At 36.5% G+C, this 16,193-nt stretch carries 7 protein-coding genes; all 7 read right to left on the minus strand.

Annotation, left to right across the window (positions count from 1 at the left end):
- Positions 1-128: 128 nt before the first annotated feature.
- Positions 129-3,653: a T9SS type A sorting domain-containing protein gene (locus AC0UMU_RS04780; RefSeq protein WP_288640378.1), complete on the minus strand. Its 3,525-nt coding sequence runs from the start codon at positions 3,651-3,653 to the stop codon at positions 129-131.
- Between the two features lie 145 nt (positions 3,654-3,798).
- Entirely contained in the window at positions 3,799-8,133 is a 4,335-nt protein-coding gene (locus AC0UMU_RS04785) for an endo-beta-N-acetylglucosaminidase (protein ID WP_288640380.1), read from the minus strand.
- A gap of 135 nt (positions 8,134-8,268) precedes the next feature.
- Entirely contained in the window at positions 8,269-10,005 is a 1,737-nt protein-coding gene (locus AC0UMU_RS04790) for a SusD/RagB family nutrient-binding outer membrane lipoprotein (protein ID WP_288640382.1), read from the minus strand.
- Positions 10,006-10,030: 25 nt separating this feature from the next.
- Positions 10,031-13,390, minus strand: a complete 3,360-nt coding sequence (locus tag AC0UMU_RS04795) for a SusC/RagA family TonB-linked outer membrane protein (RefSeq protein WP_039927604.1) — start codon at positions 13,388-13,390, stop codon at positions 10,031-10,033.
- A gap of 227 nt (positions 13,391-13,617) precedes the next feature.
- A complete protein-coding gene (locus AC0UMU_RS04800) occupies positions 13,618-14,619 on the minus strand; it encodes a FecR family protein (RefSeq protein WP_009316647.1) in 1,002 nt (333 codons plus the stop codon).
- A 47-nt stretch (positions 14,620-14,666) separates the two neighbouring features.
- Positions 14,667-15,266, minus strand: coding sequence for an RNA polymerase sigma-70 factor (locus AC0UMU_RS04805; RefSeq protein WP_009316648.1), 600 nt, complete (start codon positions 15,264-15,266; stop codon positions 14,667-14,669).
- Positions 15,267-15,592: 326 nt separating this feature from the next.
- Positions 15,593-16,084, minus strand: a complete 492-nt coding sequence (locus tag AC0UMU_RS04810) for a GNAT family N-acetyltransferase (RefSeq protein WP_278716019.1) — start codon at positions 16,082-16,084, stop codon at positions 15,593-15,595.
- Between the last annotated feature and the right edge of the window lie 109 nt (positions 16,085-16,193).

The following is a 16,193-nucleotide window of genomic DNA, read 5'->3' on the forward strand; positions in this document are numbered from 1 at the left end:
CAAAGATATTGTAGAATTTTTGAATAATGTTTTTTGTCGGTATAATTAAAAAATAGCATAGTTCAATAAAAAACGTTTCCGGTTCATGAACCGGAAACGTTTTTTATTGAATACTCAAATAATTGTTTTTATTTAACTGTGATTTTTTCTACTTTTTGATTATTCTCTGTTTTGATAGCTACCATATAAATTCCGGGTATAAATTCATCTATATCGATTTTTTCGATTGATGCCGGAGCTTTTATTGTTTTCATGACAATACCTTGTAGATTTATAATCTGGATTATTTGAGCATTTTCAGTTTCGATTATTAGATTTTCTCCGTGTTTAACAGGATTGGGATAAATGGAGATCGTTTTTTCCGACTTTGAGTCGAGTCCGGTTATTGTCTGTTCTTTTACTTCTGCCGTAAATATTTGGGTAGCGGAAGTTCCGTTATTGAAAACATAGACATTCACATAACTTGATCCGACTCCTATACCTGTTAAGTTGAAAGAAATAACTTGTTCGTCTTTGTCTATATTTACATTGGAGATTCTCACATTAGGGTCTATTACCATATTTGTATATACCATATAACTGAAATCTGCTTGTTCTGCTTCTCCATCGAAGTCATAATTTACTTTTACAGAAATAGTTTCACCCTTTTTGAATGTTTGTCTTGGAATTTCGGCAATGTTTACTACAGGATCTTTAGGTTCGATAGTAACGGAAAAATCTTGAGTGATAGTATGCCCGTTGTTTATGAGTGTAACAGTAATGATAGATTCTCCGGCAGTAACTCCCGCAATATCAAAAGAATAAGTTTCATTACTTATATTTTCATTTGAGATAGTAATAAAATCATTATTAGCAATGGCTTTAATACTGAAATCAGATCCTTGTTCTTCTCCTCCTAAACTGAAGAATGCGTTTATGGTAGTAGGTTCATTCCCAATTTTTATTGTTGTATTTTCGATCGGGTCGATGACAGGCTCTACTGGAGTAGGAGTATTGTCTTGCAATGCAGAAATTGCGAAAACAAATAATCTTGAAGCGTAAGAGTCTCCAGGTTTCGAACCACCAGATTCGTTTGTAAATGATATAGATTTGATTTTCTTTTTGTAATTAGTGATGTTTAATTTATATTCATATATAGAGAAGTTGCGGGTATCAATGGCATCATCATTTCTTCCAATGAGATAGAGTTTGTTTTGGGCTGTAGAAGCATCAGGTTCTCCCGATTGAAACCAATCTTTTACATTGATTGATGAATAAGTTTCTGTTGTATTGTCTTCGAATGTGATTTTTCCTGTTCCACTGCTACCAGCACCGAAATCAGATGCTCCATTCGTTGAGGTTGCGAGTATCATTAAAGATTTAGTACTTACGGGAGTGGCGAATTGAATTTCAACTAAACCTCGGTCGGTGTAACAGTCGGAGAAGAAAGCATTATTACTTTCATAAGAAGCCAATTGGTATTTTACGCCACTGTTGATACTTGTTATGATTCCGTTTGCAGGAAGTGCTCCTGTACCGTTGTTGACATTGTTTCCGAAGAAAACTTTGCCATCGTTATCCAATCCGGCATCTGTTGTTCCGGAAGCCGGAACATCCTCTGCAATAACATCTTTATTGAATCCGGTTAAAGTGACAGGTATGTACGCAGGTTCTTCTTCAACTGCGGTAATAGAGATAGAGAAGGTCGATTCTTTACTAAATTCTCCATTTGTCAGTTTAATAGTAATATTTGCTGATCCTTCGGAAACTCCATTTACATTGAAATTGACCTGAGAATCTGTGTTGGAAATTTCTGTAATAGAGGCTGCGGCATTGTCCGATGTAATGTCGAATTTAAAATTCTCTTCTTTGGATGCATTTCCTAAACTGTATGTAGCGGATAACGCCAAAGACTTTCCTATTTCTACAGTTTGATTGTCTAAGGTTTGCAGTTCTAAAGTGTTGACAGGAGTCTGATCGACTAATGCAGAAACGGCGAATACGTATAGTCTGGATGCATCGCTTGATCCGGGTTTTGATCCTCCGGATTCATTTAAGAAAGAGATCGATTTTATTTCTTTTCCGATGTTTTCTTCAGAAATAGTTAATTTATTTTCGTATAATCCGAAATTTCTTTCATCGATGGCGTCGTTTTCTCTTTCAATAAGATAAAGACCTTTTACCGCTACATTGTTCTTGGGATCGAACCAATCGTTTACCGTAAAGTAGTTATAAGACTGACTTGTTCCGTCAGAGAAATGAATTTCTCCGCTACCGAAATCCGATGATCCGTTAGCAGAAGTTGCCAATATCATTAATTCTTTCGTTTTTATTGGTTCTGCAAACTGAATATTCGTTAATCCGGCAGCTTTGTAACAATCGGAGAAGAATGCGTTATTTTCATTATATGGAGCTAATTGGTAAGAGGCTTTGCTGGTTTCTCCTATAATGATTCCGTTTGCAGGAAGAGCTCCGGCGCTGTTCACATCTGTGGTGTAAAATACTTTACCATCGTTATCCATTCCGTCATTCGTAAATGAAGATGTCGGCTTATTTTCTGCAATAACATCTTTAGTATAACCGACTAATTTTACTGGGACGTATTTTGTTGTAACTTGTACATTCTCGAATATGGATACGCTGAAAGAAATTTCTTTAAAAAATTTTCCGTTTGTTAAAGTAACGGTGATATTGGCAGATCCTTTGTTGATGCCATTTATAGAGAAATTTATTTTGTTTTCTGTGTTGGATATGTCGGAAATTGTTGCAGAGGCATTGTCTGAAGTAATATCGATTTTAAAATTATCATCCTTTTCAGCTCCTCCAAGACTGTATGTAGTTGATATTGCCACTGTTTTCCCGACTTCGACATTTTGATTTTCTATAATTTGAATCTCGAGAGTATTTTGTTCTGGCGTTTCTCCTCCGACAATTGCCGATACAGCGAACGGAATCAGGTATCCTTCATTTCCTGTTCCCTTGATAGTTATCGAGTTTATTATTTTGGCGGGGTCACTGGTTATCGAAACTTCTGAAAGCCTGAAATTAGCTCCGTCAATATCGTCATCGTATGCACCACTGTCAAAACCGCCTTCTCTCCAAGTACGAAAAATGCGTCCTAATCCAGTAATAGCGCCTTCGTTACCGTTCCAGTCATCTATGGATAGTTCTGTAGCAATATCATTAGAACCGTCATCATAGTTGAGTGTAACTTGGAATAGAGATTTTCCGTTAGTACTGGTTGCTAAAAGCATCAGTTTATTAGCTTTTATCGGGTTACCGAAAGTCAAAGTTTTTTCTTCCTTGTTTTTCACAACGATTCGAGTTGCGTTGTTCCCTGTATATGGAGCTAATTGATAAGTGACATTTCCTGATTTTACGATACCATCGGAAGGAAGACCTCCTGAACTTTGTAAATCTGCACTGTAATATACCCAAGAAACATCATCCATACGTTCAGAAGAATGGGTTTGTGCAGGTTTTGCTTCTGCGATGAAATCTTTATCGAATCCGCTTGAAATTGTGAGAGGGATGACTTCTTCTGTGGTTTTGGTATTCGGATTTGTTGGAAAGGATAGGGTATGTTCTTCTGATATAGCTTTGACGAAGAAAGCTCCCGTTAAAAATACTCCTGCAAATAGCAGAGATCTGTGTGGTAATTTTTTTACTTTCATAACAGATATTATTTTAAGGTTGAAAATAGTTTGATAAACTATATATAAAACAAGAAGAGCGTAAAAAACACTTATTTAAAAAATGAATAAAAATAAAAGGCATTGAAATTTTTCAATGCCTTTTTTAGATTTTATAAAATTTGAATTATTTTACGATGATCTTCATAGTCTTTGTATAGTCTTTTCCGGAAATTATTAATAAATATGTGCCTGTTGTCAGATTGTCTGTCTGAATAGTCGTTATCGGAGTGTTTATATTTTGATTAGAAATCGTTACTCCTTGTAATGTCATCAGACGTATTGTTTTTGCATCGGTAGTTTCTACGGTCAGACTATTTCCTTTTCGTACGGGATTCGGATAAATTTTGATTTCGGAATTGTCTGCGGTAGATTTTTCTATTCCTACGATCCAGCTAACTTCTTCTGCTGTTGCCGCCAAAATATATCCCCATTCGTCATTTTGGTAACCTTGCAGTTCGACGGATGCAATTTCCTTTTCTGGATTTGTATTTATTGATATTTCTGCTAAACAACATTCTGAATCGAATAAAGCTTCACTATTCCAATTGTAGCCTTTTATTCCTTTTATTGCAATCGGGTTGGCTGTTACTTGTTGGTCTGATTCATTTAGGTTGTTGAATCTTCTCATCCAGAAAAAGCTTCCGTTATTGTGGTCTGCCGTAGTTCCGTCAGTATATCTTACCCGTGCATAGGCGGCTTTAGTAGTCGAATAAGGAGAATCTCCTGGACCGGCGGTTACCAGAATATGTATTTTTTTTGCTTTTACTCCTTTATTTAAAGAGAGAATAGCATTTTCTTTTCCTACACTTTTAACCGCATTAGCTCCGTTATATGGTGCTAATTGGTAGCGTACTCCCGATTGGCTGGTTATTTTTCCGCTTTCAGGTAATCCGTATTCTGGCAATATGCTCCGGCTAACCCATACAAAAGACGGTAGATTATTTGTCTGAGTGCTCATAGCAACTGAAGAGGATTGTATTGGAGTGCTTTCAGCAATGATGTCTATATTATACCCGCTTAGTTCTAAAGGCATATATTTATCTGCGACTTCTTTTCCGAAAATGCGCACTTCACATACGGCATACCCCATTAATTCATCGGTAGCAGGGAGAACTAATTTTACAAAACGCATGTTTTGTCTGCTTATTTCGTATGTATTTGTCCCTACATTGCAGGATTTTGAGATAAATTCACGATATTCTTTCGTTTCGTCATCGGCAGCATAAAATTTTAAATTCTTAGGAACTGCAGTTACTCCGGAAATATTTTTCAGTACGATTTCGACTTTATTGATTCCGTAAATAGCCCCTAAATCAAACTCTAATTCGGTATCTACCTCATCATAAGATGTCATTGCGAATGTTTCATCGTTTTCGTCGGTCAGATATTCTATATGTTTTTTGATGGAAGGATATTGAGTCATGCCATCGTCCTCATCATAACCTGTACCGGCTTTTAGGATCGTAGCTATTTTTCCGGCAGCTCGATTAATATTTTCCAGATCGGTGACATTCACATTGAATATCGTAGATCGGGTATATTCTCCTTTTCTGAAATGTACGGCAACCTTTGCAACTCCTTGTTCCGTACCGGTTTTCATTTTATAGCTTACGGTTTTGGCTTGCAAATCGATTTTACCTATTTCTGTAGTCAGTAGGTTTTCATTGAATGATTCGACAGTAAAAGCATAATCGTCATCAGCTTCGCCGCCCCAGTCAAATGTAAGTTTATTTTCTTGTTCTGCAGAAAGACCCATGACAAGATCTTCTTGTTGCTGAATAGAATGTTCTCCTAATTCAGTCCCGTATATTTCAAATTCCCATACTCGTATTGTAAAAGGAGATTTGTCGTATATATTGAGTTTTACATAGCGACCTTCCGTAGGAGCAATATAATCATCTTTAATTTTTACACTTCTCTGTTCGGTTTTTTCAATAACGGGTTTCCAATCTTGTGCATCTTTGCTGATATATATTCGGTAATTGTTGAAATTATCTCCCGATTCTGCGACCTGACAGTCCATTATGCGGGTTCTGTATATGTTATATATCTGTTCAAGGTCTATAATAACTGTATATTCCCGATTGCCGGATGCACACCATTTCTCATGCATGGTTACATCATCGGAAGAATATTTACCGTCTAACAGATATTCCGGAGCTTCATTGTCTCCTTCGTTCCATTTGCTGCAAGAATATATGCTTTTGTCAACACTTACCAGTTCTAATGACTTATCATTATTTACTTCTATCATGTTAGATTGTGAATAGGTCACACTGGCAACTTCGTTTGCCACGGTAACGGAAATGTCATACAAACCTTCCTGTGAGAAGCTGAAAACAGCTTTTGAAGTACCTTGTCCGCTTACCAAGGTCGCATTTTGCGGTATTGCCCAAGTATATGATGTCGGAGAATTATCGGCTTCCGCCGTAATTGTAACATTAGTTCCTGTTTTTACTAAGGTTTGAGAAGCATAGCATTTGACCGTAATTTGTTCACGAGAAGGATATTTCACTTCTAAAACAGAGGGAATACCTTCTTTATAATCGTTAGAGACTGTAACTACTTCTATCTTTACAGATGTTTCGTTTGTGGATGTACGTTTAAATTCAGGAATGTAAAAACCTCCGTTACGAGTTTGACCGATCAATTTTCTTTCGTTTCCCTGAGTCATGTATATGTTGTAATGATGTACGTCGGTAGATTCTTGTACATCCCATGTAATTCTTAGATCGCCTCCTTCTGTTGTTAATTTACTTTCTGTTTTTAAGTTAGTTACCGGCAGAGCAGAAGGTGTATATGATTTGTTGAATATACCTAATTGTCCTAAAGATGCTGTATAGGAGGAGGTTGTTGAGGTTGATTTGAAATTTAATGCGATGACGCATACCGTTTTTCCTGAAATGGAGGAAAGGTCGGCTTCACCTATTGTCCATCCGTTTTCTGTTTTTACAGTATTCAGTTTGAAAGTTTCTAAATCAGAGGTGTTGTTAGAAGTACCTAACTTAACTTCAATCGAGCCCGATACTGATGTTTTGTAAACTAATTGTACTTTGTCACCGGATTTGATAATCATGTTTGTCTTGAATAGCCGTATTAGGTTATCTCTGTTCGCAGTCAAAGAACCTTCGACACTGATAGAAGTCCCGTTGTTATAAGCATCATCCCAATTGTAATCGAAAGATAAATTACACCCTGCTTCGGTCCACCAGCGCCATGTCGGTAAAATGTCCTGCATACCTCTATGATACCAATCTTGTGTATTTCGTTTTTCTCCATTGACAAAACGATGCTTTCCTAATCCTGCACTGAACGAGGTAATAAAAGGTGTATTTTGAATGACAGATCTTTCGGACATAGCTGTGGACAGAGCGCAAACTTGTGCACTCCAACCATCGGTAGATGAAGGATTTGCATTTTGTACCCAATAAGTAGATTCGGCTTTGAAAGAGCTTTTCATTGCAGAGTAAGCCGTTTCACCGGATGCTGAAGGTTTGCCGATAAGATTTCCTACGAATTTTTTCCAAATCGTTTCTTCTGGCTTAAAAATAAAAACAGAAGCATTGTGTTTGTTCTTCGAAAATATTTTACTGAATTCATCGCTCGCTATATCTTGTTGGCATCCCATATAATTTCTCTGTACAAAGTCTTCTTCGTCCCAGCCGAATCCTAACCATCTTTGAAGATTTTCGTTAATATGTTTCGAACTTGCGTATTCTTGCATGTAGTAAATGCCGTTTTGTAGTAGCCCTTGACGAGAGCTTACATTCATAGAATTGTCGTACCAGCCGATAATCATGTGATCATTGCCGTCGGCTTTTTTACAGTCTTCAAATTCTTTGATAAATCCAGACCATCCCGGATTTCCTCCATGATAAGTTTCCTCATTGATCATCCAGCCGTCAAAACCGTATGCAACTGCGATTTCATATAGTTTTTTAGCGTAAATATATTCTCCGTTTTCCATTGTCAGCATTTGATCGATCCATTCTCCTGTGCCGCCATAAGCTGATGGTGGGAAAAATATAGTTCCCAGTATTTTTACTCCATTCATGTGGGCGACATCGATTGCCGGGGCTGAGGGAGGTACGATGATACCTTCGCTGGCAGAGCCTCCCCACCAAACCAATATATCGATGTATTGCCAGAATGTGGGGTTGCAGCCGATGAAATTGAAAGCATCTTGAGATGGAGTCGTGCTGCATGCATCATTCATAGTTATCATAGCGCATAATTGACCCTCGTAATGTTGGTAAGGATTTGCATTCAAATTTATGTTTTGAAAACGGGGTTGCAATTTTATTGTAGCTTTGTTGAACTGAAAATCGGGATCCATTGACGGATTCCATCCTTTTAAATTTAGAGGATGCCAACATGGTGCATAAGGTTGTTGGGACATTGCAATTTGTCCGCTCCATAAAAAGAGCAACACAAGAAAAAAAAGTTTTTTCACTTTCATCGGTTTATGATTTAAAAATTAACGTATTATTGGTTGTGCAATATTTAATAATTATAAAACGTATGGTCGTCATAAAAACACTTAGTCATAAATTTCATTTTTCATTACATATTTTTAATCCGAAAATCTACATTGTCATCTGAAATTGTCAGGAGTCTGTCTGATTCCCGAATCATTATTTGTATCAGCTATGTCCCAAAATATCTTGGTATCTTGACGATCGATGTAATTTTGGGGTATATTCTCCTGATTGCTGGTATATTCGCTGTTCGGGTAACGGATGCGTTTGATGAATTTTCCGACGGGGACATCTTCTGATATATTGCCGATATGGTTTTGTAGACGGGGATAATCTGTCCGACGAAATTCTGCCCAGCCTTCGTTTCCATTCGGGAAAACAGCTAACCATTTTTGTGTTATGATAGCTTCTAAAGCTTTTTCTTTGTTGTTAGTAAATACTCCTTCGTCAAGGTTGCTCATAACTCCGTTAACATAAGCTGTTGTGAGTCGTGATAAGATTCCGTAGTAGTCGCAGGATGCTTGAATTCCTTCTTTAAAGTATGTCTCTGCATCTTTTTCTGTTCCCCAGTTTCTTAATGCAGCTTCTGCAAGGAGAAACTTTGTTTCGGCATAACTCAACCATACAGATTCACGAGCATATCCAAACCATCGTGAGTTGTCTAATGTCGTAGAGTTTCTTGAATAACTGCGTATTACCGAATATTTAGCTGAAGAGCGGTCTATATCGGAACTGCCGATTGCGCATCCCGTAAACTCTGATGAAGTATCTTCGGTATCTTGATCTTTTAATTGAGTTGTCGGTGTGGGACGGTACCAGCATACCTGCATACGAGGATCATCCCGTGAACTTTGTGTTTTATATGCCAGTTCCATGTCTTTAGACATAACGACATCCAAATAAATATAGCTACACATGGCATGAACATTTTCGTTGCCACCGATACCGTCTCCTCCTAAATCGGTAGGAGCGTGTTTCGGTATTGTACGCATATTATCTTCATTGTTTTGAATTAATCCTCCTTTAGCTGTTAATGCGGCAGTTCCTTCCCTACGAGCCCAATCCGGGTCATAATTAGATATCCGTAAAGCCATGCGTAGCCGCAAAGTATTTGCAAATCTGACCCATTTTGAGGCATCTCCATGATAACAATTATCATTATTCCCGGAGAATGTGAATTGACTTGCATCGTTGGGATTTATGTTTTCTACGGCTTCGGCTAAAATGCGAAAACACATGTCATATACTTCTGCACCTGTATCGTATCTGGCTTTTTCTCGCGGATTTTGTCCCCGAACATAATCTGAGAAAGGAATATTTCCGTATGTATCTACCATTTGTACTCCCAAAAAGGCGAAATAGATACGGGTGATATAAAATGCGTTTTTGTATTTCTCGGGATTAACATATTTGAATACACGGGTTAGTCGGGAATATTCTTTGCAACGGTCGCGATAGAAATGTTCCCAGCGTGTTGATGAATAGCGATCGGTATATCGATAGTTGGGAGACTCGTTAACGAAAGATGGGTGGTTGTTGGCAAAATATCCTGCGTATATATCATGTGTTAAGTTTGTCGTTTTTTGATAATCGTTGTACATCCCTTCATACGAGAATGTTTTAAAATCTGACTCAACAGATGCTTCGTTTTCTTTGGCAAAAGCTAATTCGTCATCCGGGATGGTTTCAGGAAAATCTATACTGGTAGAACGTTCGTCATCGTTTGAGTCATTCCCTGTATCTCCAGCTCCTACGTATATAGAGTTTTCAGGATCGATATTTATTTTATCGAAATCTGCACATGATGTCACAGATAGAAGTATTGCCGATATCGTAATATAATGTAATTTCATAATCTTATATTTTCAAATAAAATGATTAAAATCCGACATTAACAGAAAATCCCAATGTTCGTGTATAAGGTATGGATGTGAAATCGAATGCTTGAGAAAACATTGTCGTATCATAACCTCCTTCTGGGCTTGTTCCCGGAGTGTGACTCATCAAATAACAAAGGTTACGGGCGACAAATGCGACTTTTAAACTGTTAAAAGGAGTTTTCTTCAACAATGTTTTGGGAAATGAGTAGCCGAGTGACAGCTCTTTTAGCTTGATGAATGATGCATCATATAAGAATTCTTCTGCTACGTTGGCTATTCGTTTGTAGTAACTTTCTGCATCAACGGCTGTTGTGTTGGGTGTGCCGTCTTCATTTACTCCTTTTACAGTAATTGTTCCCCGATTTTCTGTGCGTTTTGCCATACCGTAGTTTGTAGCTACCGATTCGGACATGGATACTATATCTCCACCGAATTTCATGTCGAAAAGTGCAGTCAGGTAAATACCTTTATATGCAAATGACGGAGTAACAGACATTAGTAATTTAGGTTGTATATTACCGATCGCTTTACGGTCATTACCTTTGCTTTCTTCGATCAATGGGTAACCATCGCGAATAATGATATTTCCGTTGTTATCGCGTTTGTAAGATTGTATCGGGTAGATATCTCCTAATTTCCCTCCTTCACGAGCTCCGACGTCTATGATAAAGTTAGACTCTCCTTCGTTAAATATGACTTCTTTTTTTTCTGGTGTTAGTTCTACCACTTCAGAGAGGTTGTGAGCCATGTTTATTGTAAGATCAAATGAAAAATCTTTAGTTTTTACAGGAGTACCGTATAGCATGAGTTCTACCCCTTTATTGCTTACCAGTCCGGCATTGATATATTTTCCGTTGAAAGAACCGGTCATCGGGACTATTAACACTTGATTTTTTGTCCGACTGTTATAATAGGTAAAATCTATTCCTAACCGGTTTTGCAAAAATTTTAATTCTAATCCGCCTTCATACGAAGTAGAGATTTCAGGCTTTAAGGTAGCATTAGCTCTGATTGAAGTATCGGGAGAAGTTAAATCTCCTGTATTCCCGTTTTGCTTATAATTCAGCCAGTTGCACAGTTGATATGGATCGGTATCTTTACCTACTTGTGCCGCCGAAAGTCTTACTTTTGCGAATGTTAACCAAGCCGGAAGCGCCCAATTTTGATTACGAATAAAATCGCTTACTACAAAACTTAAATTGGCAGAAGGATAAAAGAATGACCGGTTATTTGAAGGTAATGTAGAAGACCAGTCATTTCGCGCTGTCAAGTCGAGAGTAAGATAATTGTCAAATGTAAATTGGAAAGTTCCGAAAACCGAATTGATCTGTTTTTTCATATATGAAGCATTCGCTCCGTTTACACCTAATGCGGAATTCATCTGCCATACTAATTTTTTTCGCATGTTTACAGAGAATGCATCTAGTCCTGTCCTTTGTTGAATCATGATATTACTTCCTAAAGAGTAACCTATTTGTATGCGGTCTCCGATATTGTTATTTCCTAACAACATAAATTCTGCATTTTGTTCGAAGAAACGACTTTCTGATCGGTCTAATCGATCTTGTTTTTGTTCGTCTAGAGTCGTGACATCCAGACATTTGGTAATGTCCGTAGTTTTGAAGGTTGTGTTATAATAATCGAAAGCATATTTGGCTGAGCCATGTAACCAGTCGGTAAAGTTCAGTTTTGCAGTATAGTAACCGAATGCCCTCCAGCGTTCGTCATTATTGCTGTATTGATTTTCTATAAAATAGGGATTTAATACTTCTTCAAAAGGTCCTGTCCAATTGATATGAGCTTTTTCAGGAGACATATAATGATCTTTCAAATCACTTAACCGGATATTATTGGGTATGAATAATAGTTGATATACAATACCGTTTTTCCCGTAGAGGGGACGATTTTCGGTTTTAGTGCGAGATAAAGATATTTTGGAATCCATAGACAAGTATTTATTCATTTTCATCCCAGCAGTCAGATCTACATTGATTTTATTCATCTTTTCACGGGAAAATATGCCGTTGGCATTTGTACTTCCGAAAGATGCCCTGTAATTAGAATCTTCTTTTACGTTTCCGATAGCGACGTTATGAGTCTGAGCAAATCCCGTATCGAAAAAATCTTTTAGTTTATTTCCGTATTTTTGAAAAGGGATGTTTTCTCCGGTAAAAGTCGTATATTCATGTCCGTCAAGCTCTGGCCCGAAACTATAAGGCGTGTCACTGTATATACCATTTGTTCCTTGACCGTATTTATCTTGCATTTCCAATGTCGAAGCGACTTGAGTCCATGTAAAGTTGTTGTTGTATGTGACTCCGAATCCGTTAGACTTTGTCCCCTTTTTCGTAGTAATTAAGATCACTCCGTTTCCGGCTCTTGATCCGTATAACGCAGCAGCATTAGGACCTTTCAAAACGGATATTGATTCGATATCTTCTGGATTAATATCGACAGTAGTACTTCCTCGGTCATATCCGCTGTATGCAGAAGCAGTGGAAGTACTTTCTTCTGTAAAAGGGACGCCATCTACGATCCATAACGGTTGATTATTATCTACGAGAGAGCTATTGCCTCGTATGGTTATTTTGGTAGATCCATTTAATCCGGTATTTGATGTGGTCATTTGCAAACCTGCAACTTTCCCTTGTAAAGCTCCTGTTATAGACGGATCTCCGGTTTGGTTGAGCTTGTCGCCTTTTATTTCTTGTACCGAATATCCTAACATTTTTTTCTCTTTTTTGATTCCCAATGCCGTAACGACGACTTCGTCGAGGGTATGAGTATCCTCTTGCATTTGAATGTTAATTTTATCTCCTTTAATTGCGTGCTGTTCGGTTTTAAAGCCGACGTAAGAAAATTGAATATCTTTATATCCCTCCGGAACGATTAATGTATAATTTCCGTCCATGTCGGTCATTGTTCCGGATGTCGATCCTTTTACGGATACGCTGACCCCGATTAGAGGTTCTCCTGAAGCATCGGTTACTTGTCCTTTTATAATTTGTTTTGAGTCTTTTTCCTTCGGCGTAGATTTTATTTCTTTTTTATTGGGGTATAGATAAATGATTTGAGAATCTATTTTATAAGTGACGCCGATGGGTGGCAATACTTTGTTTAATAACTCTTTTACCGGGATATTTTTTTCGTTTATATCTCCGACCTTCAGTTTGGTTAGTTCGTCATCATAAAAAAACTTATACTCAGTTTGAGTTTTAATTGTTTGGATAATGTTTCCTAAAGTCCCGTTTTTAAGAGACAAAGTAACTTGTGAGAATGTTAAGTGTGTAGAAAGAAACAAGAACAGAATCATCGAGGCTATTTTTATATGCCTCTTTTTTGTTAAAACATTTTTCATAGGTATTTATTATTGAATCAAACACATAAAGGGATAAATTCCTTTGTTTTTTCCCCTTTGCATATAAAACAGTCGTATTTGAGAAAACACTTACTCGAAAATTTGTTTTTTTCGTATTGAATTTGATTTTTTTTTTTGAGTTACAAAATTTAAACAGTGACAGGCAAGAAAGAATCGCTTTCTTGCCTGTCGCCGTTTAAGGTTAAATAATTATTGTATGAAATGATTTATCTTTTAATCGGTTTTATGTATATTTTGCCTTCATTTTTTGTATATTCTATCGGCATGGCCAATGTCAAATTAAGTAATACGGAGTCGAGGTTTTCTTTTTGATAAAGAACTCCGGAGTAAGTGCTTTTATCGATGTCTGGAGATAGAATGATCTCTGTTTTGTATAAATGTTGAAGGGTCGAAACGATTTCTGAGATTGTCGCATCTTCGAATGGAATCATTCCGTCATGCCAAACTGCATCGAGTTGCGTATTGAATGTTCTTACGTGCATTTGTTTCGTTGATTTGTTTAATTCAGCTTTTTGTCCCGACGAAAGAACAATCATTCCTTCGTCATGTTTTCCTGTGACTTTGACAGATCCGCGAATTAGAGAAACTTCTGCCAATTGTCTATTTTTATCGCAATTCATATTAAATACAGTTCCGAGCACCTGTACGTCTAAAGTTTCATTCTGTACTGAAAACGGGCGTTTGGTATCTTTTGTTACTTCAAAATAAGCCTCACCTTCTAATTCTACAACTCGTTTCTTTTCAGTAAATTTTTTAGGATATTTTAGAATAGAAGAGTGGTTTAACCACACTTTCGTACCGTCGGGTAGAATAATCTGCCGTACAGGATCGGTTTTTGAAGTAGTGACAATCTCATAATCAGTCACATTAAATCCGAAGTAATTTATCGCAAAGTATGTTCCGATGAATAAAATGATGATGGCGGCTGCGTATTTTATTGTAGAATATAGCCACTTTGATTTGCTGATATTTTGTTTCTTTTCTTCTATATCTTTGATTCGGCTATATAAAAGTTTCTCGGCGCGGAGTATATGACTCTCTTTTGCAAAACGGATTTTGTCTCCGGAATGCCAAATTCTTTCCATCTCTAATAATCGATTACGATTATCTTTAGACAAGTTCATCCACGAATTAACGATCGCTAATTCCTCTTCTGAGCAGTTGTTCTGTAAATATTTCAATAATAGTATTTCGTCTAATTCATTCATTATATAAATCTTTTATTATAAAAAAACAACTGGTTGCTGTAAAACACTTACTTGTATTTCATAAAAAATACTTGTATCCATAAAATAACAGGCATCAAGTGGGATAAATTAGCACGAAGAAATTTTAATGCTTTATACATATGGGCTTCTACAGTTCGTAAAGAAATATTCAGTAATTCAGCAATTTCTTTATTTTTCATATCATTGAGATAACTCAGTTTAAAGACCTCTTTACATTTTTCAGGTAAAGACTCTATTACCGAGAAAATTTCTTTATTGATTTCGTTACTTTCCATTTTTCGGATCGTATCGTTTTCATCCGGATGAAAGTAATCTATTTTCTTTTGGTATATATCAATTAAAGATTGAGAGTAATTATTTTCTACATTTTTATGTCGAATTATGTTGATAGCCTTAAAATAAACCGAACGGTACATAAATGTGTGGATAGAATCTCCTAAGTCTATTTCATTTCGTTTTTCCCATAATTCTACAAATGCATCTTGTACTACATCTTCTGCCTCATCTTCATCCAAAAAGCGATTTGCATAAAACATCAATCCCGGATATAACCGTTTGAATAATAGATTATATTCTTGTTCTATTTTTCCTTTTTCAATCAATATATTTTTCTCTTCAAATTTCATAATTTATGATTTCCCTTTTGTTGTTAAATGATAAGGGAATTTCTCCAATGTGTATAATTTATTTATATACAGACTTTTAAAATAATAATTTAAAATATATATTGTTGAATTTAAGAGCAATATTAATATATTTTTTTTGTTCTTTTTGTACTTGACTGCAAAAATTTACACAATAAATATATGATTATTGCTTAAAAGTTTGTATAATAGAGCTTAAAACTTATAATTCCCTTTTTTTGATGAATTCTCAATTCAAATATATTGAAAATAGATTGATATATTCCAAAAGTCGATATTATTTTATATAGAGAAATGCACTTGTTTTATCAGAGTTTTTTTTCATAGCATATAAAAATCCCTCGATTTCTTGTTATCGTTCCGGTTTTTGTATATCCTAATTGTTCATAAAGGTTTGCTGCTGTATGGTTGCTGATGCGGGTATCCAGTTGTAACGATGTGTATCCCTGTTCACGGCCAAATGTTTCTGCAAAATTCATTAATCGGCTTCCGATGCCCTCTCTTTGTCGATGAGGATCAACACATAGTCGATGTAATACTAAGGGTGATGTTCCGGAATTTTTCCATATAATACTTTGGTAGTCGGGATCTGGTCCGGGAATAAGAGATATGATGCCGATGACAATATGGTTGTCTTCATAAACATATAGATACTGATTATCTATATCTTTAACGAAAATTTCTTTGGTGGGGTAAGTTTCGTTCCAACCAGAAGATGATTGTCCGGATATTACCGTCCTGGTAATTAATCCCATGATTTCTTCTATATCATTTTCTTTTGCCAGACGTATGGTCATCATATTCGGTTGTTAATATATAAAAAACAGTCCTTCATAAATATGAGAACTGTAAAAGTGACTCCGACAGGATTCAAACCTGTAACCTTCTGATCCGTAGTCAGATGCTCTA

The organism is Coprobacter fastidiosus (assembly GCF_982245605.1).